Source organism: Nocardia carnea (genome assembly GCF_029868325.1).
GTDB classification, from domain to species: Bacteria; Actinomycetota; Actinomycetes; order Mycobacteriales; family Mycobacteriaceae; genus Nocardia; species Nocardia carnea_C.
Map to the genome: position 1 here is coordinate 35491 of NZ_JARWNW010000233.1, position 22388 is coordinate 57878.

The window sequence follows — 22388 nt, forward strand, 5'->3', positions numbered from 1 at the left end:
GTGGAGGTTTCGCCTCATCGGTTGTCTCCGTTCGGTGCGGTGAGCCCGGCGACGACGAAATCGCGCAGGGTTGCCGCGGTATGCGGGGAGAGCGGCCGGTCTTCGGCCGCGGCGGCGCCGAAACGCATGATGATCAGGTCGAAGGCGAGCATCCAGCGGTACCGGCTCTCGCGTTCGTCCACCTCCGGCAGCAGTCCGGACCAGGAATCGATACGGAACCACTGCTGCTGCCAGTGCAGGACCTGCCGGCCGATAACGCACTGCGCGAGCAGGCGCAGATGCAGCCGGCCCAGCGGATCGGCCGCCAGGTCGGTGAAGGGGGCGAGGACCGCGTCCACGATTTCGGCGACCCCGCGCGGTGCGGCGGTGGCCTCGGCCAGCCGGTCTGCCCACAGCGCGCCGAGCCGGTCTTCCAGCAGGGCCGCGAGCAGGGCCTCTTTGGAGCCGAAGTGATAGTGGACGGCCGCAGCGTTGGCGCCCGCTTCGGCGCAGATCCGGCGTACCGAGACCTCGTCGTAGCGTTCGGTCAGCAGGAGCCGTTCGGCTGCCGTGAGCAAGCGTTCCCGGGTGGCGGCCGAGACGTTCTGGGGCATACGCGTAGTGAACCATCGCGCCGCGCGAATTTCAATCAGTGATTGAATTGTTGATTGAAAGCCCTGGTTGTCGCCTATCGCGCCAGTCGTTACGCGATCGCAAACGCTGCGGTCGCCCGGACGCGCCACCCCCCTGGCCGATCCTGGTCTACTGGTCTCGTATGTCCCGTGATCGTCCCGAAAGCCCGTCGATCGACCGGTAAGGAGAGCACGATGGCCATCGAGATTCGCGCGGTCACAGTCCTGGGCACCGGGGTGCTCGGCTCCCAGATCGCCTTCCAGACCGCTTACCACGGATACCCGGTCCAGGCCTACGACATCAGCGAGGCCGCCCTCGACGCGGCCTCCGACCGGCTCGCCGGGCTCGCCGCCACCTATCGCGACGAGGTGATGGGCGCGACCGCCGAACAGACCGAGCAGGCGCGGGCGCGTATCACCCTCACCAGCGATCTCGCGGCCGCCGTCGCGGATGCGGATCTGGTGATCGAGGCCGTCCCGGAGGTACTCGAGATCAAACGGCAGACCTATCAGAAGCTCGCCGCTGTGGCCCCCGACCACACGATCTTCGCCACGAACTCCTCCACCCTGCTGCCCAGCGATATGCGCGAGTTCACCGGCCGGCCGGACCGATTCCTGGCCCTGCATTTCGCCAACCACGTCTGGAGGTTCAACACGGCCGAGGTCATGGGCACCGACCGGACCGAAAAGCAGGTCTTCCGGGCAGTGGTCGATTTCGCCTCCTCGATCGGCATGGTCCCGATCGAGGTGCACAAGGAAAAAGCCGGCTATGTCCTGAACTCGCTGCTGGTGCCGTTCCTCAACTCCGCGATCGAACTCGCCGCCGGCGGCTACGCCGAACCGGAAGCCGTCGACAACACCTGGCGGATCGCCACCGGCGCGCCGATGGGCCCGTTCCAGATCCTCGACGTGGTCGGGCTGAACACCCCGTACAACATTCTCGTGGCGGGCGAGGACACCCGCGAACTCGCCGCGTGGTTGAAGGAGAACTACATCGACAAGGGCAAACTCGGCGTTGCCACCGGCGAGGGGTTCTACAAATACACCTGAACCCGCCGCCGGGTGTTCAGCGCGGCGGGGGTGCCTTCTCCTGTGCGGCCTCGCGGGCCAGCCGGTCCTCGTGGATCTGCACCAGTTCGCGGAACCCGATCCGGTCCCAGCCGGGTTTCGGCTGGATACCCCATTCGTCCTGCGCGGTCCGCTGACCGGCGGCTTCCGGGGCACCCCCGAACGGCGGGCCCGACAAGGGGTAGGGGTGCCGGCATTCGAGGGTGTCGTCGGAGTACCTGACCTTCATCAGTTCGCTGCAGATCTCGGTGAACGACAGCGTCGGCCAGCCGTACCAGAGGGCGAGCGCCGGCACCGTGAACGCGCCCTCGATGACGAGTGCGAACAGGCAGACGAAGATGGCGCGGCGCAACCATTTGTGCATCCGCGCGAACGGTGCGGTGGTGCCCGGAGGCAGTTCGGATCCACCGGGTTCAGGGGTGGTGGGGGTGGGTGTGCTCATGGAAAGCCCTTCGAGCGGAAGAGGATTCGGCTACCGTTCGGTCAGTCGGAGAAGATCTCGCGGTTGACGGTGTGCAGGTAGGGGATCGCCAGGAACGGCGTGATGTAGAAGATGTCGTAGAGCCACCAGCCGATCACCGGCAGCACGACCCCGTCGTAGCGCACATCGGCGTACATGGTCATGTTGAACGTGTAGCCGATCCAGATCACCAGGCCGAACCAGCAGGTGACGATCATCCACTGGTGCCCCCAGCGTTTCATCTGCAGGAAGGCGATGGCGGCGGCGATACGCATCGGGAAGACGGTCAGCATGAGGGCCACCTCCCAGCCCTTCTCACCCGGCGCACCGGCCCCGCCGATCCACAGTTCGTTGTAGTGCCAGAAATAGCCCGCGTCGAAGAAATTGCCCCACGCGGTGAGGATGACGCGGTTGATCAGGGTGTGGTTGGCGATGAGGTCCAGCGCCCAGCCGAGACTGTTGAGTGCGGCATCGAGAATCACCAGATAACCGATCAGCGTGACGATGATCGGCCGGACCGACAGTCCCGACTTCTGTGCCCGGCGCTGTAACCAGACTCCGCGCAGGAAGATCGGCAGCCCGACGATACCGAGCACGAGCGTGCCCATCAGTAGCGTTCCACCGGTGAGCCACCAGTCGGCTTCGCGCTGGGCGCGCCGGGATTCGTCGTGGTGTTCGTCGTAGGCGTCCTTGGCTCCGGCGACCGCGGGGGAACCACGCCAGGGCAGGGAGAATGCCGAGAGTTTCACGAGGGCTCCTACCAATCCCGGACCGAATACATGTGCAGCTGGATGAGGAACATCGCCAGCAGGAATCCGTAGGCGAAGATCTGGACGGCGATCAGCGCGCGCCGCCGCCGGCGATCCTGTTCGTTCATACTGTTTCTCCTTCTAGAACGACTGCGCGGCAGAGGTTTGCGCGCCGGCCGAGGCGGCCGCCGCGATCTCGCGCAGACCTTCGCTGATCGCGCCGTTACTGCTCAGCGGCGCGAGAATGCAGGCAAGGGTCGCCTCCCACTCATCGGCGCCGGCCGCGATGAGGTGGGCCGTGGTCACCAGCACCCGGGTGGAGGGCGGCTCGAAATGGAAGACCTCGTCGGCTTCCCGGATCGTGCGGGCACACGCCACCAGGCGCCGGGCGATCTCGGGTGCGATACCGGTCTCGGAGACGACCACGGCGGCTTCGCGGTCCGCATCCAGGTAGTCCATGCTCAGTGTCATGAACCGCTGCCGGAACGACGGTTTCAGTTCCTTGAGCGAACTGCGGTACGCCGGGTTGTACGAGCACACCAGCATGAAGGTTTCCGGCGCGGACACCACCTCGCCGGCGCGGTCCAGGTAGAGCGTCCGGCGGTGATCGGTGAGCGAATGCAGGACCGCCAGCGAATCGTGCCGGGCCTCGACCACCTCGTCGAGATAGCAGAGGGCCCCGTTTTTCACGGCCGTGGTGAGCGGGCCGTCACGCCACACCACATCGCCGCCGGTCACCAGGAACCGGCCCACCAGATCCGCACTGGTGAGATCGTCGTGGCAACTGATAGTGACCACCGGCCGGTCTAGCCGCTGCCCCATATGTTCGACGAACCGGGTCTTACCGCAGCCCGTGGGCCCGGTGAGCATCACCGGTATCCGCTGCTGAAATGCTTTGCGGAACAATTCGATATCGGTTCCGGTCGAGTAGTATTCGGCGCTCATCCTCACCCCTTGTCCGTTCGCCGGCGTGCGTTTCGACACGCCCACCACCGCTCACAACGCCGAGTGGTGGGAACCTCGTAGTACCTCCAGAGTCGTTGCGGCCGTGGTCTTCCACGCCGGGCCGGCTACCACTGGGCCCATCACACGGCGACCAGTTCGCGATGTACCTGGGCCAGTACGCGGGGTAGTTCCTCCACCCGGCGGATCCGCTGGGAACGCCGATCACCGAACACGGTGGGCAGGGGATCGACCCGCACGGGCCCGATGCCGAGGTAGTACACGGCGACGCCCGTCTCCTCTGCTTCCTCGACGGCATGTGCGACATCCGCCCAGGCGTAGCGGCCCTCGTAACCTTCGTCGGAGATAAGTCCGTCGCCGATGATCAGCAGCAGTCGCCGCTGCGTCGGCTGGGTGAGTAAACGGCTGGTGAGATGCCGTATCGGCGCGCCGAGGCGGGTGTAGCCGCCGGTCTGCAGGCCGAGACCTCCCGGGTCGACGAAACTCGGCTCGTCGAAATCCTTCAGGCAGCGGACCTCCACGCGATGCCGGGTGTTACCGGTGAAAACGAAGATCCCGTGCCGTTCACGGGTGACGGCCATGGCGTGCGACAGGGCGTCCGCGCAGGCCAGTTCCAGCCGGAAGGCGCGGCCCTGGTGCAGGCCGAGAGACGAACTACCGTCCAGCAGAACCGCGGTGGTCACATCCCGGGAGTCGGGCAGTAGTTCCCGGAATACCCGTGGTTGCGGTGCGATGCCCGTCGCCAGGTCGACGTAGTAGCCGATATAGCGGTCGGTATCGAGATCCGACCCGTCCTCGAGCCCACCGGTCATGGCACGGTGAGTGCGTTCGCGGAACCAGCGCCGCACATCCACCGCGGCGGGGGCGGGGGTGTGCGCCGGTTGCGGCTGCCGGCGTTCCAGGACGGCGACATGGCCGGGCAGGAAGCTGCCGGTCCACATATTCCATTCCGGGTACGGGACACCCGCACGGCGGTCCGGTGCGATCTCGGGATCGTCGTTCTCCGGCCGGCTCGGCGGCGGGAGGTTGGGGTTGCGGACACCGCCCTCGCCGCCCACGGGTACCGACATGGCGCGGTAGGAGTCGGTGCGCGGCGAGGTCCACGGCATCCGCCCGTACATGCGCCGCACCGCGACCGAGATCCGGCCGCGTGCCGGGACGGTCAGTGGGGGAGTGCCGAGAAGCGGGTCCGGAACAGGGGATCGTGCCGAGCGGGCCGCCGCGACGGCCTGATCGAGTATCGCCACCCCGTCCAGTTCGGGATCACCGATTTCCAGTTCCGGCAGTACCCGGCGCAGTTCCGGGACGAGGCCGGGGAACCACGCGGCGATCCATCCGAGCGCGACCGTCCCCTCGACCACCGCCAGACTCGCGAGTTCCCGCGGGGAGAGTTCGTGCAGCGCATACCGGGCGATACGTTCCTTCGACGGCGCGCATTGCAGTGCGACCCCGCAGGTCACCGTGCGCCGGGTCCACCCCGGCAGCGGCGGGTACGGCACGTGCACGACGGTCTGTGCCGAATTCAGTCCGAACGATCGGCGTTCACCGGTGATCAGCCGGGCGCCGCTGCGACGCCGCGCGGAGAACGCGACGGCGGTAACCGCGCAACTACGTTCCAGCGCTGCGACATTCGTGGTTTCGCGGACATCCATGGCCGACCCCTGTGCCTCGGTAGCTCATCTGGCCCGGTGGCTCAGAACGTCCCGATATTGCGCATCACCCAGTACCAGAACCCGATCACGGCGCCCATGGAGCCCCAGGCGACGATCAGGCGCACGATGTCTTGCCACATGGGGACCTCCGAGGTGCTCTGTTCCCGATAGCCGGATGGCGGACGCTCATCTCGGCTCCATCCCGCGCAACGCGACGGTGACGTAGTTGTCGAGCATCGCCGCGCGCACGGACTTCGAATCGCTGGTGGTGGTGAGCAGGGCATACAGCCCGAGTAGGAAGAACACCGCGCTGTGGAACGGATCGACTTCCCGAGCGGCCTCGCTGTTGTCGCGGGCCCGGCTGATCTCCTCGACCACCAGCACGATCAGCGGATGGTCGGTCCATTCGTCGTCCGGCGGACGGGTCGGGGCGAAATGCAATCCGAGTACATCTTTGAACAGGATCGCACCGACCCGGCGTTCGACCGACAGCACCAGCTGGACTGCCTTCCGGAGGGCGCCCGGGAGGTCGTGCGGGCGGGCGGCGAAACGGGCGAACTCCTTCGCGACCCGGGCTTCCTCGCGGCGCTCCAGCTCCAGCAGCACATGCTCTTTGCTGGGGAAATGGAAATAGAAGGTGCCGCGTGCGACGCCGGCGGCGTCGATGATGGCGCCGACATCTGCACCGGCGGTACCGGTGCGCTTGAACTCCGTGACAGCAGCCTCGAACACCCGCTTACGGGTCTCCAGTCGTTGTGCTTCCCGGCCTCGGGGCCGCTGTGCCGGCGCGTTCACGGCCTCCATGAGACCGTTCTCGCTGAAAATTGTCAATAAAAACTGTCAATGACGATTGTCAGTGATTTGGCCCTGCGGTACGGATCTGGGCGAGGAATTCGGAATTGGTTTCGGTTTGCCGCAGGCCCGTCAGCAGCAGTTCCAATGCCTGCCCCGGGTCACGGCCCGCGAGGGTCTTGCGCAGTGATCCGGTGGCGATGCGCTCATCGGGGGACAGGAGTAGTTCTTCTTTGCGCGTACTCGACCGGTTGATATCGATCGCGGGGAACAGGCGCCGGTCGGCGGCGTGGCGGTCCAGCTTGAGTTCGGCGTTCCCAGTGCCCTTGTACTCCTCGAAGATCACCGTATCGGCGAGCGAACCGGTCTCGACCAGGGCGCTGGCGATGATGGTGAGCGAGCCGCCGTTCTCGATATTGCGGGCGGCGCCGAGGAACTTCTTCGGTGGCGCCAGGGCCGCGGCGTCGACACCGCCGGAGAGAATCCGCCCGGACCCGGTGGCGGCCAGGTTGTATGCGCGAGCCAGCCGGGTCAGCGAATCGAGGAGCACCACCACATCGCGACCCATTTCGACGAGGCGTTTGGCGCGTTCGATGGCGAGTTCGGCGAGGGTGATATGGTCGCGCGCCGGTTGATCGAAGGTCGCGGCGGCGACCTCGGCGGGGACCGCGCGGGACAGATCGGTCACCTCTTCGGGACGTTCCCCGGCCAGTACCAGCATCAGCTGGCATTCGGGATGGTTCTTGGCGATACCGTGCGCCATGGATTGCAGGACGGAGGTCTTACCCGCCTTGGGGGGTGCGACCACCAGGGCGCGCTGCCCCTTGCCGATGGGCATAACCAAATCAGTTACACGAGTGTCCAATTCGTGCGACTCGGTCTCGAGATGCAAACGGTCCTCGGGGTAGATGGGGACCAGGTCGGCGAAGTGTGGCCGCGATTTCGTATTGGCGGGCGGCAACCCGTTGATGCTGTCGATCCGGACCAGCGGCGGCAGCTTGGCGTTACCGCGTTCGGTCCCGGCCGTGCCGGTGAGGGTATCGCCGCGGCGAAGCCCGTACTCGCGGATCAGCCGGGGCGGGACATGCGCATCCCGGGGCCCCGGCAGGTAGCCGTCGACGCGCAGCGAACCGTGATTGTCGGTGATGTCGAGGATGCCGGCGACCGATGTCTCACCGCTTTCGGTCGTGGAAGTCTGTTCACGAATAGTGTTGTGTTGCATGATACTTCTCCTGAGGGTTCGGAAAGCGAGGCGAGTTCCGCGAAGGCTGCGTGCGGTGATCCTGCACTCGCCGGCTACGCGGAGGTGAAGTGCGGTGTCGTCGCGGGCCGGAATCTGTGCGGCCCGGACTGCGCCGAGTCGACGGCATTCGAACACCGAGGTGGTGAATGCGGAGTCTTGTGGGAGGGAACTCGTCCACCTACATCCACAAGCTGAAGACTGCACCCACAGTAGCGGGCACTACCGACAACACGCAACAGTGCCGCATTGTTCCCTGGCCGATCCGGCCGTTTCGACGGCGGTAGGAAGGGCACGCGAAGGATTCGCCACGAACTTTTACTAGAGAATTGCCCGGCGAGGTCAGTAGCGTCGGGGTCGGTTTACCCAGTTGTTCCGAGAGGTGATCGATGATCCTGTTGACCGCGATGCCGCCGACCCGGAACCCGGGCGCCGTGCCGACCGCTCCTTGGTCCGGCTTCTCGCCGAGGAGTTGACCCGCCGCGGTAGCGAGGTGTGGGTCCTGACCCCAGCGGTCGAAGCCCATGACTGGCCCGATGGCGTTTCTGTGCAGATCGGCGAGGTCACCGATCCGGCTGCGTTCGCCGTGGCAGTATCCGGCGCCCAGCGCGTGTTCCTCGCCGGCCTTGTCGGCGAATCCCTCGACCCGCTGCGCGACCTGACCAACGCGCTGATCACCGCCGGCTCCGGCCGGGTCGTCGCCCTCGGTTCGCACGGCTCCGATTTCCAGGACGAGATATCGGGGGAGACCTGGCAGTGGCCGGCATTCGAGCGCAGTCTGGACAAGCATGGGATCGGCTGGGCGTATCTGCGTCCCACCGCCTTGATGGCACATACGCTCGTCGGCGGCTATCCGATTCCGGGATCCGTTGCCGTGCAGAGCATCAGAACCCGCAAGCCGGTGTACGAGTATCTTCCGGACGCCCCGGACGCGTTCATCCACGAGCAGGACAGCAACCGAATTCGCCATTCCGGAGCCGCTGTGGGTCGATAGGAACCACACCGGATGACATCCTTTCCCGGGTGTGAGACTCTCGCAGGAGGCCGGGCGACCGGATAACGAGATCGACCGGGCAGGAGGCCGCAGATGAAGCCCCCGTCTCCCGATCGATTGTCGAAGCTGTGCAGAAAGCCACGCAGCGAGCGGCTCTGGCCTTTCGAGGCGCCGCGGACGGTGTCCACGGAAACTACGGCCGTGTGACCGGCGGCGTAAATGCCGGAAGCGAAGTCCTGCGAAGGGCGGACGAGGGACGTGGAAAATTCCTCCGGCGGACCGCGGCCGGCGCCCTCGGCGCCGTGGCACTGACACAAATCATCGACGATGAACCCAGTCGGCTGGAACGCGTGGTGGCGGGCACCCTCGGCGAATTCGGCCCGGACGTGCAGAGCTATGTCGGTATGTCCCCTTTCTTGCTGGACCAGTTGGAAATATTGAATGCCGACGGATGGACGATAAAATACGGGAATGTCGTCGAAGAGGTTGGCGAAGGCGCGCAGGGGCTGGCCGACCACCGAGCCAAGCAGATCATCATCGATGAGAGGTTGAAGAACGATTCGTTGCAGTCGACCCGCATCCTGGCGCATGAGGTGGGTCATGTATATCCCGGAAAGTTCGAAACGGTTACCGATCCACCCGGCCCCGGGGAAAGGTTCCCCGCATGGCTCGCGCGGAACATGCGCCAGCTTTATCTGGGTGAAGCCGAAAGTGAACTGGTCGCTGCCCGGGTCCGAAAGGAAATTCTGGACGGTGGCGGTCCGGATATCACTCGTAACGACGAGGGGCTCGGCGGCACCAGGGGGGAAGCCCGCTACCGCCGGGTGCTCGACGGAGAGTTGTCCCATGACGAAGCCCGTGACGGGCTGGCAGATACGATGGAATGCGATCCGAGCGAGATCTATATTTCCCGCCTGGAAAAGGAGTGGGATGGAGAATATGCCGATTCCCACGGGCCGTCGACAGTACGGCCGGGTGAGGATTGGGGGCCGGATGATTATATCGGGCGGCCCCCAGGGTTGACATCGGCCTGACAGGAATGGCCGCCTCTCGATCGATATCGCTGGTAGTGGCGAATTGTATGCGACGGAAGAGCCGATTGCCGAGACCGGATCGGGGCACCGAATTCGCCGATCCGGCCGCTGCTCATTCGGTCTGCCGTTTTGCCGAAAAGTCGCGCGCCGCTTGTTCGTGATCGACGATCCGGGCCGGGTAACCGGAAACCCCGTTCGCCTGCCATCGCCAGGGGCGGTGGATATCGGCGCCACGCAAATGCGCGAGTTCCGGCACCCAGCGGCGCACATAGGCGCCGTCGGGGTCGTAGCGGTCTGCCTGCCGAATCGGGTTGAGCACCCGGTTCGGCCGGGTATCGGCGCCGGTGCCCGCCACCCACTGCCAGTTGAGCTGATTGTTGGCCACGTCGCCGTCGGCCAGGAGTCCCAGGAAATGCTTCGCGCCGCGACGCCAATCCAGGTACAAGGTCTTGGTCAGGAAGCTTGCGGTGATCATCCGGGCCCGGTTGTGCATCCAGCCCTGCGCGGCGAGCTGGCGCATACCGGCGTCCACAATCGGATAACCGGTCCGGCCGGTCTGCCAGGCAGCCAACGAAGCCGAATCTTCGTGCCAGCGGTCGTTGCGGGTGCGGTAGTCGCTGTGGGCGGTTTCCGGGCGGGCCGCGAGCATTTGATGGTGGAAATCGCGCCAGCCCAGCTGCCGCACGAAAGCGGCGGCGCCGGGTGCTGACAAGTCACTGCGATGCACCAGTTCGGTTGCCGACAGGCAGCCGAAGTGCAGATAGGGCGAAAGCCGTGAGGTCGCGTCGCCGGCGAGATCGTCGTGGCGATCTGCGTAGGCGTTGATGTCTTCGCGAAACCAGTCGCGCGCGAGGCGCCGCCCTGTGGTTTCGCCGCCCAGCGGTAGCTCGGGCGAGGAACTGCCGGTCGTGAGGTCCGTCGCGGCGGGCACCGGCTCGGTTCCGGCGCCGTGCGGTAACCGGATGCGGTGTGGTGCCGGAAGCGGGGCGCGAACAGGAAGCCGAGCCCAGTGACGGTGATAGGGAGTGAAGACCGCGAAATGGTCTCTGCCGCCGCTGGGGGTGAGCCGGCCGGGCGCGGCTACGGTGATGCTGCCGGTATGAACGTGTAATCCGCAATTCGCCGCGGCCAACTGTGTACGCAGCTGATCTTCGCGGCGGCGGCTGTAGGCGCTGACGTCCTGGGCGATATGTACTTCGTCGACCGCGTACTGCCGGGTCAATCGGCACACTTCGCGCACCGTATCGCCGTGGCGCACCATCAACTGCCCGCCCGACCTGCGCAGGGCTTCGTTCAGGTCGGCCAGGGCGGACACCAGGAACTCGGCCTTGTTCGGGCTGAGATAATCTGTGGCACAGATCGTTTCGTCCACAACGAACACCGGCAGCACCTCCGCTGCCTGCGCGGCGGCGGCCAGGACCGGATTGTCGTGGACGCGCAGGTCCCGTGTGAACAACGCCATCGCCACTGCCATGAGCCACCGTCCCTGTTCTCGTCCGCCGTTTGGATGCGCGGCTCAGCCGATGCGCGACCTCTGCCTGTCGCCTACCTGCGCGGCGGACTTGTTGTCAGCGATAGTCTCCGGGGGTCGCGGCCGGTGCCCGATGTTCGGCGGTGCCGATGATATTGCGGACCATCCCGCCGAAGACGATGTCGTGGAACGGCGTGATCGCCTTCCAGTAGAGATGTCCGGCCAGCCCACGCGGCTGGAAGATCGCCCGCTGGCGGTAACGGGCGCCACCGCCGGGTTCCGGTTCGACGCCGAGTTCCAGCCATGCCAGTCCTGGGACCTGCATTTCGGCACGCAGCCGCAGCAGGTGCGGACGGTCGATCAGCTCGACGCGCCACCAGTCGAGGGCCTCGCCGGTGTGCAGCCGCTGTGGGTTCTTTCGGCCGCGGCGCAGACCGACGCCGCCACTGAGCCGATCGATCCAGCCACGCAGCGACCACGCAAGTGGGAACGAATACCAGCCATTTTCCCCTCCGATCGATTCGATGACCGCCCACAGTGTGTCCGGTTCAGCGATGGTGGACTGTTCACGGATGTCTTCGTAAAGCGAGCCCCCGGACCAGTCCGGATCGCTGGGTAGCGGGTCCGACGGGGCGCCCGCGCTGTCGGCATCCGACCACCGGGTCGGCACCTGTGCATTACGGGTCCGCGCCAACGCCAGCTCGACCGCGCGCTCATATCGCGTCGTCCCGCCTTCCGGTTCGGGAATATGGTCGGCGATATCGTCTTCGTGGCACACCATTTCGTGCACGAGGGATTCGATCAGCGGGATCGCCAGGGCGCGCGGTACCGGCGTGACCACGTTGACCCACTGGGCCGAAAGCCACGGCGTGAGTATCGGGACCGGCAGGACCAGCCGGTGTGGCAATCCGGCCACTATTGCGTATTTCCGCATCATCGTCAGATAGGTCAGCACATCCGGGCCGCCGATATCGAAGGCGCGGTTGACGTCGGCGGGTAGTTCGGCTGACCGCACGAGGTAGTGGAGCACATCGCGGACGGCGATGGGCTGGATCCGGTTGTGCACCCATCGCGGGGTGACCATCGCGGGCAGACGTTCGGAGAGGTAGCGCAGCATCTCGAAGCTGGCGGAACCGGAGCCGATGATCACCGCGGCCCGCAGTTCGGCCGTGGGCACTCCGGACTCACGGAAGATGGTTCCCACTTCGGCGCGGGAGGCGAGATGGCGCGACAGCGGGACGTGGTCGGGAACGATGCCACCGAGATACACGATGCGCCGGACTCCGGCCGACCGCGCAGCTACCGCGACAGTCCGTGCGGCGCGCTGATCGATATCGGTGAAATCGTGTTGCGTCAGCGAATGCACCAGATAGTAGACGACCTGCTGGTCGGCGACCGCTGCCTGCACATCGTCGGCGGCGGTGACATCACCGCGCACCACTTCGACGCGGTCACGCCACGGGACCTCCGCGAGCTTCGCCGGTGTGCGCGCCACAACGCGGACCTGATGCCCGGCCTGCACCAGTTCGGGCACCAATCGCCCGCCGATGTAGCCGGTCGCTCCGAAGACCACACACCGCATATTCGATCACCGTTCTTCCGGGAGGAAGGAATTCTCTGAGGTGGAGAGGTATGTGCTGCTGAGGACATTACCAATCGGCTGCCCAGCGGCGGTCCTCCGATACACGAACAGGCCGGGATCCGGACAGCTGTTGTGCGCACGGTGGAGGCGGCCAGGGCGTGTTCTCACTCGTCGGAGCCGAGCCCGATGGCCAGTATGGCGAGCGGGTCGTGCCCAGGGGAAACGACTGCCGGATCGAGGTTTCGGAGACGGTCGTCATCGAACCCGGCTACGAGGACGGCACCGAGCCCGGCCTCGGTGGCTTGTAAATAGATGTTCTGGCTCGCGTGACCGGCTTCCAGCCACACATAGCGTTCGCCGCGCCGGCCCGTCGGCGGCTGGTCCGTGAAGTGGTGGTTGGCCGAGTCGATATCGCCGGTCAGAAGCAATAGCGCGGCGGCCTGTTTCAGCCATTGGTAGTCGACCAGAGTGGTCTCGGCGACGATGTCACGATGGTCACCGACGGCGATCAGATGCAGGTGATCGGATTCAGCGTCGTAGGTGTAGGCCCCCGCAGCCAGACCGTCGACGTTGCCCGCAACAACCGACAGCGTCAGCGGATACAGCGCATGCGCGGAGGGGCACACGCGGTGTCCGTCTGCCGTGTGCCCCTGGCCCGCCCACAATATGGACGCCAGGGCGTCGAGGCTCAGTGAACCAGCCGAGAAGCTGCGGGTGCTTCGCCGCCGCCACAACAATGTCCTGAACGGGCTTTGCTTTCCCGGTGTTCTCAGCGGAACCACATGCTCGGTCATCGCCCCATTCGATCACGGCATATGTTTCACAGACCGGATCGGACGAGGGCCCGTATCTGTGCGTCGTCCGATCGGGCGAGTTGCGCCGGTGATCCGGCCGCCAGTACACGTCCAGCGTGCATGATCACCATTCGGTCGGCGAATCCGCCGGCGATCAGCATCGGTACATCGTTGCTGATGGTGAGGACAGCGGCGCCGGAGTCGGCGTAGTCGCGTAGCGATTTCCACACGTGGTACGCGGTTTCCCGGTCGAGGGAGGCGGCGGGACTGTCCGCGATGAGAACGGCAGGTGCGGGGATCAGCGCGGCGGCGAGTGCGGCTCGCTGGATCTGCCCGCCCGAATTCTCGTGCGGGAGCAGGTCCGCGGCGTATTCCGGGTAGTGGGCGGCAGCACACGCCTGCTGGACGGTCCATGCGCGGTGGCGCTGTTCCAGTTCCCGGAGCTGTGCGCCAACGGTCTTGCCGGGGTCGAACGCGGTGACACCTTCCTGCGGGACGTAGCCGACGGTTCCGCCACGTAATTCCGGCCAGCCGTCACCCGGTACGACCTCGCCGTTGATCAGGACCTCTCCTCGGCTCTGCGCCGTGCCGGGCAAATGGCCGGTGAGCGCGTAGGCAACCATCGTCTTACCGGCGCCGGGACCGCCGAGTAGCGCAGTGATCAGGCCGCGTGGCACAAGCAGATCCACCGTGGTGAGGACGGTTTCGCTCCATCGGCCCGTATCGACGTGGACGGTGCAGGAACGTAGTTCAGCGGTCATGGACTGGCGTTCCGTTCTCAAGCGTTGGTTTGGGCGCGCCGGGCAAGAATAGAGGCGATACCCGCAGCGGCCGCCTGGACCGAGGACGCGTGGGTTTCCGGGCGGAAGCGGGTGACCGGGCCGGTGACCGAGATCGCCGCGGGTGGCTCGTCGCTGCCGTCGAGGATGGGGGCGGCGACGCAGGCGATGCCGATGGTCGATTCCTCGTGTTCGAAGGTGACCCCGGATTCCAATGCCTGTGCCAATTGGGCGCGCAGCAGCCCCGGGGCCACCACGGTACGAGGTGTACGGCGGACCAGCGGACCCGTGAGGATACGGTCGATGGTTTCGGGGCCGGAATGGGCGAGGAGGGATTTGCCGATCGCGGTGCAGTACAGCGGCATCCGGCCGCCGATGCGGGAGGGGGAGCGGGCCTGGCGGTGGCCGCCGATTTTGCTGATGTAGACCACTTCGTCGCCGTCGCGGACACCGAGGTGCACGGTTTCGCTGGTCCGGGTGAACAGGTCCTGGAGGAAGGGCACCGCGACCTCGAGCAGGGTGCGTTCAGTGGCCGCGCGCATACCCAGTTCGAACAGGCCGCGGCCGAGGCGGTAACCGTCGGGGGAGGCGCTGAGCAGGCGGGCCGCGACCAGATCGCGGCTCATCCGGTGCACGGTGGCCTTCGGCAGGCCGGTGCGCCGGGTGAGCTCGGACAGTCCGACGGCCTGATCCTCGACACCGAACGCCTCCAGGATCAGTAGGGCGCGGCCCAGGACGGACCGGTCGTCGAGCTGTCGTTCCGGCATGGCGCTCTTCCTCGTGGACGGTCCGTTCAGTGGACCATTCTACTGCTGAGCTGCGACGCGGCGTTCTGGCGTGCCACCGGAAGTGCGGCCCCGACAGGTCTAGGGTGAGGGCAGTATCGCCTGTCCCGCCTGTGCTCGGCAGTCGAGAGGAGTGCCCGTGAACGGCATCATCGTCGCGGTGGTCGGTGCGCTGCTGTGCTTCTACGGCATCCGGTCGGTCCATCTGGGGATCCTGGCGATCGGATTCGGGATCGGCTGGCTGATCGCCGACCTGGTCAACGCCTCTTTCTGGTGGTTACTGCTGACGGGGTTGATCGGCGCGATCTCGGCGTGGGTGGTGACCTCGCTGATCTTCCGTTTCGCCTCGTATTTCATCGGTGGCCTCACCGGCGCGATGATCGGCACCAAGTTGGCGACGGTGCTCCAGCCCGGCGACAAGAACTGGGCGCTGAGCATGGTTGTGGCGCTCGCGGTATGCGTGGCCGGCGCGTTTCTCGCGGAGAAGTTCCGGGCTCGTGCCCTGCTGTGGCTCACCTCGATCGGCGGTGCCGGCATGGTGCTCAGTGGCGTCGCGCGGATGAGCGATTCGCTGGCGTTCCTGCGCGACCCGGAACCCGGGTGGCAGCAGGTCACCTCGACGCTGGCCTGGATCGCGCTGTCGGTCCTCGGCTGGGTCACGCAGCGCCACCTGTTCGCCGAGAAGCTGGGGATCCAGCACCTGGTCGTCGACCGGGACGAAACAGACCAGGGTCAGCGCGACGGGGGTGCGGCCGCGAGTTGATCCGCGCTCGCGATCGTGCGAGTGCAGCGGTGCTGTCGGACCGATCCGGTGCCGTATGACCTAGATGCGGCGGGCTTGTCGGCGCCATCTCCCTTTCTCGCTCCGGTGGTCCAGTCAGTGGACCATTCCGCTGTTCAGCTGCGGCGTGAGGGTGTGCACTGGTAGCACCCAACGATGAGGAGAACGGAGGTCGTGGTGGCAACCACTGTCGACAGCACCAGCGCGTCCGGTGTCGACGAGTCCATCGTCGCCCGCGCCGCGCAGCGTCTGATCACCGCCGCGGAGACCCGCGAAACCTGTGCGCCCCTGCGTGACGGATTGATCAGTCCCGACGACGTCGCCACGGCCTACCGGATCCAGGAGCGGTTCAATGCCGCCCGGGTCACCGCGGGCGTCACGGTGGTCGGGCGCAAAATCGGTGCCACCTCGCAGGCCGTCCAGCAGCAGCTGGGTGTGGACCAGCCCGATTTCGGGGTGCTGTTCTCCGATATGGCCTATACCGACGGTGACGTGATCCCGATCGACCGGCTGCTGCAGCCCAAGGCCGAGGCCGAGGTCGCCTTCCTCCTGGGCGCGGACCTCGCCGAGGGGCCGCTCGATATCGCCCAGTGCCGGGCGGCGGTCGCCGAGGCGATGGCCGCGCTGGAGATCGTCGACAGCCGGATCACCGACTGGAACATCTCCTTCGCCGACACCGTCGCCGACAACGCCTCGAGCGGGCTCTATGTGCTCGGCACCGAGCGCCGCACTCTCGACGACTTCGATCCCATCGACGTCACCATGAGCATGAGCATCGATGGTGAAGAAGTCTCCACCGGTAACGGCGCTGCCTGCCTCGGCGACCCGCTCAACGCCCTGTCCTGGCTCGCGCAGCAGGCCCGCACCTTCGGTGAACCGCTGCGCGCCGGCCAGGTGATCCTCTCCGGTGCGCTCGGCCCGATGCGGCCGCTGCACCCCGGCGCCACCGTCACCGCCGCCATTTCCGGCCTCGGGACGGTTTCGGCTTCCTTCACCACCGCTTCGGAGGTCTCCCAATGAGTGACAACAACAAACGCACCAAGGTCGCGATCATCGGGTCGGGAAATATCGGCACCGATCTGATGATCAAGGTCATGCGGCATTCCCGGTTCCTGGAAATGGGCGCGATGGTCGGTATCGATCCCGCGTCCGACGGTCTGGCCCGCGCCGCCCGCATGAAGGTCCCGACCACCCATGAGGGTGTCGAAGGCCTGATCGCGCTGCCGAATTTCGACGAGATCGATATCGTCTTCGACGCCACCTCGGCGAAGGCGCACGAGCAGAACCACGCCCGGCTGGCCCCCCTGGGTAAACGCCTGATCGACCTGACACCCGCCGCGATCGGCCCGTTCGTGGTGCCGCCGGTGAACCTCGAGGAGCATCTCGGGGCGCAGAACGTGAACATGGTGACCTGCGGTGGCCAGGCCACCATCCCGATCGTGGCCGCGGTGTCGCGGGTCGTGCCGGTACCCTACGCCGAGATCGTCGCGTCCATCGCCTCGAAATCCGCCGGGCCGGGAACGCGCGCCAATATCGACGAGTTCACCGAGACCACCGCGCACGCCATCGAAACCGTGGGCGGTGCCGAACGCGGTAAAGCGGTGATCATCCTGAATCCGGCCGAACCGCCGCTGATCATGCGCGATACGGTGTTCTGCCTGGTCAACGCCCCCGACGAGGATTCCCATGCACAGATCAAGGCGTCGGTGCTGAAGATGGTCGACGATGTGGCGGCCTATGTGCCGGGTTACCGCCTCAAGCAGGAAGTGCAGATCGACCCGATCCCGCAGGATCAGCCGGTGCACACTCTGCTCGCCAAGGACAACGCCCTGTTCCCGACCCACCGTGTATCGGTGTTCCTCGAGGTCGAGGGCGCGGCCCACTACCTGCCCGCCTATGCCGGCAACCTCGACATCATGACCTCGGCCGGTCTGCAGGTCGCGGAGCGGATCGCGCAGAACAGCCAGGAGACCGCATGAGCGAGTGCCCGGAGGCGGTAGCGGAGCGTAACCACGCAGGGCCCTCGCTCATGCCAATAGACAAGGAGAATGCTCGATGAGCTCGACGGACACGCCCTCGGTTTTCGTTCAGGATGTGACCCTGCGCGACGGCATGCACGCCATCCGCCACCGCATCACCCCGGAGAACGTGGGCAAGATCGTGGCCGCGCTCGACGCCGCGGGTGTCGACGCCATCGAGGTCGCGCACGGTGACGGGATCGCCGGTGGTTCGGTGAACTACGGGCCGGGTTCGCACAGCGACTGGGCCTGGCTCGAGGCCGCCGCCGCGAATATCAAGAACGCCCGGCTGACCAGCCTGTTGCTGCCCGGTGTCGGCACCGCCGAGGATCTGCGGCGTGCGTGGGGTCTGGGTGTGCGGTCGGTGCGGGTCGCGACCCACTGCACCGAGGCCGATGTCGCCGCCCAGCACATCGCGACCGCCCGCGAGATCGGGATGGACGTCTCGGGCTTCCTGATGATGAGCCATATGGCCGAACCGGCCCAACTGGCCGAGCAGGCGAAACTCATGGAGAGCTACGGCGCGCACTGCGTCTACGTCACCGATTCCGGTGGCCGCCTCACCATGAACGGTGTGCGCGACCGGATCCACGCCTACCGCGATGTGCTGGATCCGAATACCGAGCTCGGTATCCACGCGCACGAGAATCTGTCGCTGTCGGTGGCCAACTCGGTGGTGGCCGTCGAGAACGGTGTCACCCGGGTCGATGCCTCGCTGGCCGGCCACGGTGCGGGCGCAGGTAACACCCCGATCGAGGCGTTCGTGGCGGTCGCCGATGTGCTCGGCTGGAAGCACGGCTGCGATGTCTTCGCCCTGCAGGACGCCGCCGACGATCTGGTCCGGCCGCTGCAGGACCGGCCGGTGCGGGTGGACCGCGAAACCCTCACCCTCGGTTACGCCGGTGTCTATTCCAGCTTCCTGCGGCACGCGGAAGCGGCGAGCGAACGCTACGGCATCGACGTGCGCACCCTGCTCATGGAGGCCGGGCGCCGGCGGCTCGTGGGCGGCCAGGAGGACATGATCGTCGATATCGCGTTGACGATGGTGGCCGAGCGGGACGGGGAGAAGCAGGCCGTCTGATTTGCCGGGGTCGCCGGAGGGGGCGCGTCGTAACGCGTTCCCCCGGCGACCTTTTGCGTTCTTCCGCCGACCGCGCCGGGCCCCGGCGTCCTTCCTGGCTGCCACAGCTCCTCGACGCCGACGATCCGGATCTCGGCGCATCCGGGCCCGGAAAAAGCTTGTCAAAGTCGCCCGGGATAGTCGTCAAGGTTCTGTGAGGAACCGGAGCCGCCGGTGAGATAGCGAAAAAGCTTGCCGGGTGGGTATTTTCGACTTGGATTTCACCGGGGCGGATGCCGGAAGCCTGATCGGTGGCGCCTTGGCCGGTGGGTTCCTCGGGCCGCCGGGCGCATTCCTCGGGGCCATGGCCGGATCCTTCGTCGGCGGAATCCTGGTCGACGACAAGAATATGGGCGATGCGGTGGAGGAAGCCGTCGTCGCCGGTATCGGCGGTGTAGGCGGAGCCTGGGGGGCCAACCTGGCCGGGAAGCTCGTCAAAGAGGGGGTGGAAAAGGGGCTTACCCGGGCCGCCGACGACGGGATCGCCGGTGCGGTCAAACGGCATGTGGACCATAAGGCGGGGTTGGTTCTGGTGCACGGGCCCAAACGGGAGGGTGGGCTGCTGGCCGCGCTGGGCGGTGGTTTCGGCGCCTACGCGGTGTCCCCGCAGTCCCCGCAGGCCGTATCGATCGACACCACCGATATCGGGAACGGTAGCTGTCCGGCGGCGATGTCGAATCTGCGGATGCCCGCCGAACTCACCGGGGCCAGTGCCGTCGGCGAAATGTATCTGGGGCTGCCCGGTTATCTCTGCTCGGTGTGGAAGAGCTTCGGCGACGGTGAGCGAACCGCCCCGCCCGCACCGGAACTACCGGAAAAGGCACACGGTACCGAGACCGCGGGCGTGCCCGAATACGCGAAGAAGGCGGAGCAGCTCAACACCGTGATGGCCGGGTTCGCCGAGCTCGACACCAAAGCCGTGCAGCTGATCGCCGACGGTGCGGGCCGGATCTCCGAGGAAGGGCAGCTGGCGGTCGGCGCGCTCATCGACACCGTCAACGCCCGGGCCGGTGAAGCCCTGCCGCCGGATACGTCGGTGCCGGCGTATGCGCTCGAAATCGTGAACGATGCCTTCGGGCAGGGCCGGGAAATCCTGGCGCAAGCGATTACCGCGAACCAGCAGGTCTCCGGTGCGGTCCAAGGGCTCACCGAGCGGCTCGACGCTTTGCAGCAGGAGTTCGACGAGCATATGAGCGGACATACGCCGGGAGTCCCGGTGCCACCCGGCCCCTCGGAGGTAGCACCCCCCGGCGTGCCGGCGCCTCCCGGGACGCCGGGCGCCACACCGTATCCCGGGTCCCCGGGCGTGACACCGCAATACCCCGGAACCCCAGGCGAGACACCACAGGACTCCGGGCCACCGCAGAACTCCGGAACACCGGAGGACACGCCGTCCGATCAGCAAGGGGTGCCCGGCTCCCCACCGCTCGGCACGTCCGCCGGCGAGGAGGCGCCGGGAACGGTGCCGGCGCCACCGGGCGGGTATACGACGCCCGGTATGGACGAAATCGTCGCGTCCGGCGTATCGACGACAACGTGGACCCGGCCTCCCGAGGAGCGGTCCGGGGAGCCGGGCGCCGCCGATCCGCAGTCGCCGGAGACAAGTGCGGTCACGCTGGTGGCCGGTTCGGTGCCACCCGGAGTCCTGGTTGCGCCGTCCGCCTATCCCGCCTCGATACCCGCGACCACAACGGGACCGGCGGCCACGACAGGACCGGCGACCACGACAGGACCGGCGACCACGACAGGACCGGCGACCACGACAGGACCGGCGACCACCTCAGGACCGGCGACCACCTCAGGACCGGCGACCACGACAGGGCCCGCGCCGGTCACCGCGACCGGCGCGGTTCCTGTCGCCGCAGTCCCGGGCCGTACGCCATGGACCGACCCAGGTCGGACCGCACCGGTTGCCGGCTATGCGCTCGCGCCGGTGAACCGCGGGCTCCCGGCCGAATCCCAGCGGTCGCCTGGGATATCCGTACCTGCGGAAGAAATGCACTCCGCCGACTCCGACTCCGGTGCGTTGCCGGTGGAGGCGGCCCCGCGGGCGTGATAACCGCACCGGTTCGCGGCACGTGGGCGGAACAGCGCCGTCCTGTGGGACTGGGGGCGCCGATTTGTGGTGGTTGGGGTTGGAGCGGCGGTGGTCTGTGGGTGTGGGGTGCGCGGGTTTGTGGTGGTTGGGGTTGGAGCGGCGGTGGTCTGTGGGTGTGGGGTGCGCCGGTTTGGGGTTGGCTGGGCACGGAACTGCCGCCTCCTGTGGGGCCGGGGCGGCGGGTTTCGTGGCGGCAGGTTCTCTCGTGGGGGCGGGACCTGCACGTGCTCAGCGGGGGCCGAGGAACAGCGTCTGGGTGCTGCGCCCGAGCGGGCCCTTCTCGTCGAAGAGCGCCGATTCGGCCAGGCCGATCCCGTGCGGCTGCGGGTGGGTGACCGCGTCCAGGCAGACCCACTCACCGGCCGGCTGGCGATGCAGGGTGACCGTCAGATCGGTGTTGATGAACAGGTAGCTGTTCCAATCCAGGACGGAACTGACCCCGTTTCCGGAATCGGCGGCGGCGAGCGTGCGTTCCAGCGGGCTCGGCGTGGTGCCCGCGACGATCGGGTACTTCAGCCGGATCCAGCACACGGCCGGTCCCGGTGTCGAGAACGAGCCGGTGGCGAAACGGTATTCGATACCGGTGTGGAAGCCCACCGGCTGGTTCGAGGGGAACCGCTCCGGTTCGGGGGCCTGCTCGGGACCTGGCCGCGAACCGCTGGGCAGGAACTGGGCGGGGAGGTCCAGATCCGGATCCGCGAGTTTGAACCGCCAGGCGTTGGCCCGCATCACCGGCCCGCGGTCGGTGGACAGGGTGGCCTCGATCAGCTCGACACTGCGGCCCGGCCGTATCACCCGCGCCTCCGCGGTGAGCGTGGCCAGCGGGACCGGACCGAGGATTTCCACCGCGACCCGCCCCACCTGGAAACCGGGCCGGGGATCGCACCGTTCGATCACATGGCCGAGGAGGGCGGACGGTGGTCCGGCGTGCTGGGCGTCGGGTGACCACGGGCCCCGGGTGAGCTCGGTGGAGACGAACCGCCGCGGGTCCGCCGGGTCGGGCAGGTAGAAGGCCTCGTTCACGTGGTTGTCCGTTCTCGCCGCTGGGTCGTACCGGTCCCGACGTTACCCAGAGCCTGTACCAGCGCTTCGACCGCTCCCGGGGTGCGGAAACCCGGAGGCGAGCCGACCGGCCCGTGGATGCCGGGGCGCTGCGCCCTCCCCGCACGACGTCGCGGCCGCTGTCCGGTAGCCGGCCGGCGAGTCGGTTTGCCTGGACGCGGTCACGCACCCGCGACCGCACGGCATCGGCCTGGCCGAATCGGCGCTCATCGACGAGAAGGGGCCGCTGGGAAGTAGTACGCAGTGCCTTCCGGACTGCGGCCGTGGCGATGGTGGTGCCGGTCCGTGGCGCTGGGTGGTGTGCACGGTCCGGGTGCGCCGGTTCGCGCCCGCCG

At 66.9% G+C, this 22388-nt stretch carries 21 protein-coding genes; 8 read left to right on the plus strand and 13 right to left on the minus strand.

Going from position 1 to position 22388, the window contains the following annotated elements; genetic code table 11:
- Positions 1–14 precede the first annotated feature (14 nt).
- Positions 15–593, minus strand: a complete 579-nt coding sequence (locus QH196_RS19440) for a TetR/AcrR family transcriptional regulator (RefSeq protein ID WP_280417228.1) — start codon at positions 591–593, stop codon at positions 15–17.
- Positions 594–806: 213 nt separating this feature from the next.
- Here QH196_RS19440 and QH196_RS19445 point away from each other — a divergent pair, with 213 nt between their 5' ends.
- A complete protein-coding gene (locus QH196_RS19445; RefSeq protein ID WP_280417229.1) occupies positions 807–1661 on the plus strand; it encodes a 3-hydroxyacyl-CoA dehydrogenase in 855 nt (284 codons plus the stop codon).
- A gap of 16 nt (positions 1662–1677) precedes the next feature.
- Here QH196_RS19445 and QH196_RS19450 read toward each other — a convergent pair whose 3' ends face one another.
- From QH196_RS19450 to QH196_RS19475, 6 genes are all read right to left on the minus strand, one after another.
- A complete protein-coding gene (locus QH196_RS19450) occupies positions 1678–2121 on the minus strand; it encodes a hypothetical protein (protein WP_280417230.1) in 444 nt (147 codons plus the stop codon).
- A 41-nt stretch (positions 2122–2162) separates the two neighbouring features.
- Positions 2163–2867 carry a hypothetical protein gene (locus tag QH196_RS19455; RefSeq protein ID WP_280417268.1) on the minus strand — a complete coding sequence of 235 codons (705 nt, stop codon included), beginning with the start codon at positions 2865–2867 and terminating at the stop codon, positions 2163–2165.
- A gap of 162 nt (positions 2868–3029) precedes the next feature.
- Positions 3030–3833: a CbbQ/NirQ/NorQ/GpvN family protein gene (locus QH196_RS19460; protein WP_280417231.1), complete on the minus strand. Its 804-nt coding sequence runs from the start codon at positions 3831–3833 to the stop codon at positions 3030–3032.
- A 140-nt stretch (positions 3834–3973) separates the two neighbouring features.
- Positions 3974–5503 (minus strand): nitric oxide reductase activation protein NorD, encoded by a 1530-nt coding sequence (locus QH196_RS19465; RefSeq protein WP_280417232.1) that lies wholly within the window; start codon positions 5501–5503, stop codon positions 3974–3976.
- A gap of 186 nt (positions 5504–5689) precedes the next feature.
- Positions 5690–6307, minus strand: a complete 618-nt coding sequence (locus tag QH196_RS19470) for a TetR/AcrR family transcriptional regulator (protein ID WP_280417269.1) — start codon at positions 6305–6307, stop codon at positions 5690–5692.
- Between the two features lie 49 nt (positions 6308–6356).
- Entirely contained in the window at positions 6357–7517 is a 1161-nt protein-coding gene (locus tag QH196_RS19475; RefSeq protein ID WP_432279516.1) for a transcription termination factor Rho, short form, read from the minus strand.
- 400 nt (positions 7518–7917) lie between these two features.
- Here QH196_RS19475 and QH196_RS19480 point away from each other — a divergent pair, with 400 nt between their 5' ends.
- Entirely contained in the window at positions 7918–8529 is a 612-nt protein-coding gene (locus tag QH196_RS19480) for an NAD(P)H-binding protein (RefSeq protein WP_280417234.1), read from the plus strand.
- A 203-nt stretch (positions 8530–8732) separates the two neighbouring features.
- Positions 8733–9563, plus strand: coding sequence for a hypothetical protein (locus QH196_RS19485; protein WP_280417235.1), 831 nt, complete (start codon positions 8733–8735; stop codon positions 9561–9563).
- A gap of 112 nt (positions 9564–9675) precedes the next feature.
- Here the strand turns inward: QH196_RS19485 and QH196_RS19490 are convergent, their stop codons facing one another.
- The 5 genes from QH196_RS19490 to QH196_RS19510 all read right to left on the minus strand — a co-directional run bounded on the left by QH196_RS19490 (position 9676) and on the right by QH196_RS19510 (position 14956).
- The gene (locus QH196_RS19490) at positions 9676–11037 is read right to left on the minus strand and encodes a cryptochrome/photolyase family protein (protein WP_280417236.1); all 1362 of its coding nucleotides are present in this window, start codon (positions 11035–11037) and stop codon (positions 9676–9678) included.
- 94 nt (positions 11038–11131) lie between these two features.
- Entirely contained in the window at positions 11132–12616 is a 1485-nt protein-coding gene (locus QH196_RS19495; RefSeq protein WP_280417237.1) for an SDR family oxidoreductase, read from the minus strand.
- A gap of 164 nt (positions 12617–12780) precedes the next feature.
- Positions 12781–13410, minus strand: a complete 630-nt coding sequence (locus QH196_RS19500; RefSeq protein WP_280417238.1) for a SagB/ThcOx family dehydrogenase — start codon at positions 13408–13410, stop codon at positions 12781–12783.
- A gap of 26 nt (positions 13411–13436) precedes the next feature.
- Positions 13437–14171 carry an ATP-binding cassette domain-containing protein gene (locus QH196_RS19505; protein WP_280417239.1) on the minus strand — a complete coding sequence of 245 codons (735 nt, stop codon included), beginning with the start codon at positions 14169–14171 and terminating at the stop codon, positions 13437–13439.
- Positions 14172–14188: 17 nt separating this feature from the next.
- Positions 14189–14956: an IclR family transcriptional regulator gene (locus QH196_RS19510; protein WP_280417240.1), complete on the minus strand. Its 768-nt coding sequence runs from the start codon at positions 14954–14956 to the stop codon at positions 14189–14191.
- A 157-nt stretch (positions 14957–15113) separates the two neighbouring features.
- Between QH196_RS19510 and QH196_RS19515 the strand changes: the two genes are divergently transcribed.
- From QH196_RS19515 to QH196_RS19535, 5 genes are all read left to right on the plus strand, one after another.
- A complete protein-coding gene (locus QH196_RS19515) occupies positions 15114–15737 on the plus strand; it encodes a DUF4203 domain-containing protein (protein WP_280417241.1) in 624 nt (207 codons plus the stop codon).
- 174 nt (positions 15738–15911) lie between these two features.
- Positions 15912–16775: a 2-keto-4-pentenoate hydratase gene (locus QH196_RS19520; RefSeq protein WP_280417242.1), complete on the plus strand. Its 864-nt coding sequence runs from the start codon at positions 15912–15914 to the stop codon at positions 16773–16775.
- Positions 16772–17734, plus strand: coding sequence for an acetaldehyde dehydrogenase (acetylating) (locus QH196_RS19525; protein WP_280417243.1), 963 nt, complete (start codon positions 16772–16774; stop codon positions 17732–17734). The genes QH196_RS19520 and QH196_RS19525 overlap by 4 nt, the downstream gene beginning before the upstream one ends.
- Before the next feature lie 76 nt (positions 17735–17810).
- Complete coding sequence (gene dmpG / locus QH196_RS19530) at positions 17811–18854, plus strand: 4-hydroxy-2-oxovalerate aldolase (protein ID WP_280417244.1); 1044 nt, start codon at positions 17811–17813, stop codon at positions 18852–18854.
- Between the two features lie 238 nt (positions 18855–19092).
- Positions 19093–20949, plus strand: coding sequence for a hypothetical protein (locus tag QH196_RS19535; RefSeq protein ID WP_280417245.1), 1857 nt, complete (start codon positions 19093–19095; stop codon positions 20947–20949).
- 270 nt (positions 20950–21219) lie between these two features.
- Here QH196_RS19535 and QH196_RS19540 read toward each other — a convergent pair whose 3' ends face one another.
- Positions 21220–22014, minus strand: coding sequence for a thioesterase family protein (locus QH196_RS19540; protein ID WP_280417246.1), 795 nt, complete (start codon positions 22012–22014; stop codon positions 21220–21222).
- Positions 22015–22388 lie beyond the last annotated feature (374 nt).

Bases quoted from the DNA above. Each gene is read 5' to 3' on its own strand.
- QH196_RS19440 (WP_280417228.1), bottom strand. From the start codon at position 593: ATGCCCCAGAACGTCTCGGCCGCCACCCGGGAACGCTTGCTCACGGCA.
- QH196_RS19445 (WP_280417229.1), top strand. From the start codon at position 807: ATGGCCATCGAGATTCGCGCGGTCACAGTCCTGGGCACCGGGGTGCTC.
- QH196_RS19450 (WP_280417230.1), bottom strand. From the start codon at position 2,121: ATGAGCACACCCACCCCCACCACCCCTGAACCCGGTGGATCCGAACTG.
- QH196_RS19460 (WP_280417231.1), bottom strand. From the start codon at position 3,833: ATGAGCGCCGAATACTACTCGACCGGAACCGATATCGAATTGTTCCGC.
- QH196_RS19465 (WP_280417232.1), bottom strand. From the start codon at position 5,503: ATGGATGTCCGCGAAACCACGAATGTCGCAGCGCTGGAACGTAGTTGC.
- QH196_RS19470 (WP_280417269.1), bottom strand. From the start codon at position 6,307: ATGGAGGCCGTGAACGCGCCGGCACAGCGGCCCCGAGGCCGGGAAGCA.
- QH196_RS19475 (WP_432279516.1), bottom strand. From the start codon at position 7,517: ATGCAACACAACACTATTCGTGAACAGACTTCCACGACCGAAAGCGGT.
- QH196_RS19490 (WP_280417236.1), bottom strand. From the start codon at position 11,037: ATGGCAGTGGCGATGGCGTTGTTCACACGGGACCTGCGCGTCCACGAC.
- QH196_RS19495 (WP_280417237.1), bottom strand. From the start codon at position 12,616: ATGCGGTGTGTGGTCTTCGGAGCGACCGGCTACATCGGCGGGCGATTG.
- QH196_RS19500 (WP_280417238.1), bottom strand. From the start codon at position 13,410: ATGACCGAGCATGTGGTTCCGCTGAGAACACCGGGAAAGCAAAGCCCG.
- QH196_RS19505 (WP_280417239.1), bottom strand. From the start codon at position 14,171: ATGACCGCTGAACTACGTTCCTGCACCGTCCACGTCGATACGGGCCGA.
- QH196_RS19510 (WP_280417240.1), bottom strand. From the start codon at position 14,956: ATGCCGGAACGACAGCTCGACGACCGGTCCGTCCTGGGCCGCGCCCTA.
- QH196_RS19520 (WP_280417242.1), top strand. From the start codon at position 15,912: ATGAGGAGAACGGAGGTCGTGGTGGCAACCACTGTCGACAGCACCAGC.
- QH196_RS19525 (WP_280417243.1), top strand. From the start codon at position 16,772: ATGAGTGACAACAACAAACGCACCAAGGTCGCGATCATCGGGTCGGGA.
- dmpG (WP_280417244.1), top strand. From the start codon at position 17,811: ATGAGCTCGACGGACACGCCCTCGGTTTTCGTTCAGGATGTGACCCTG.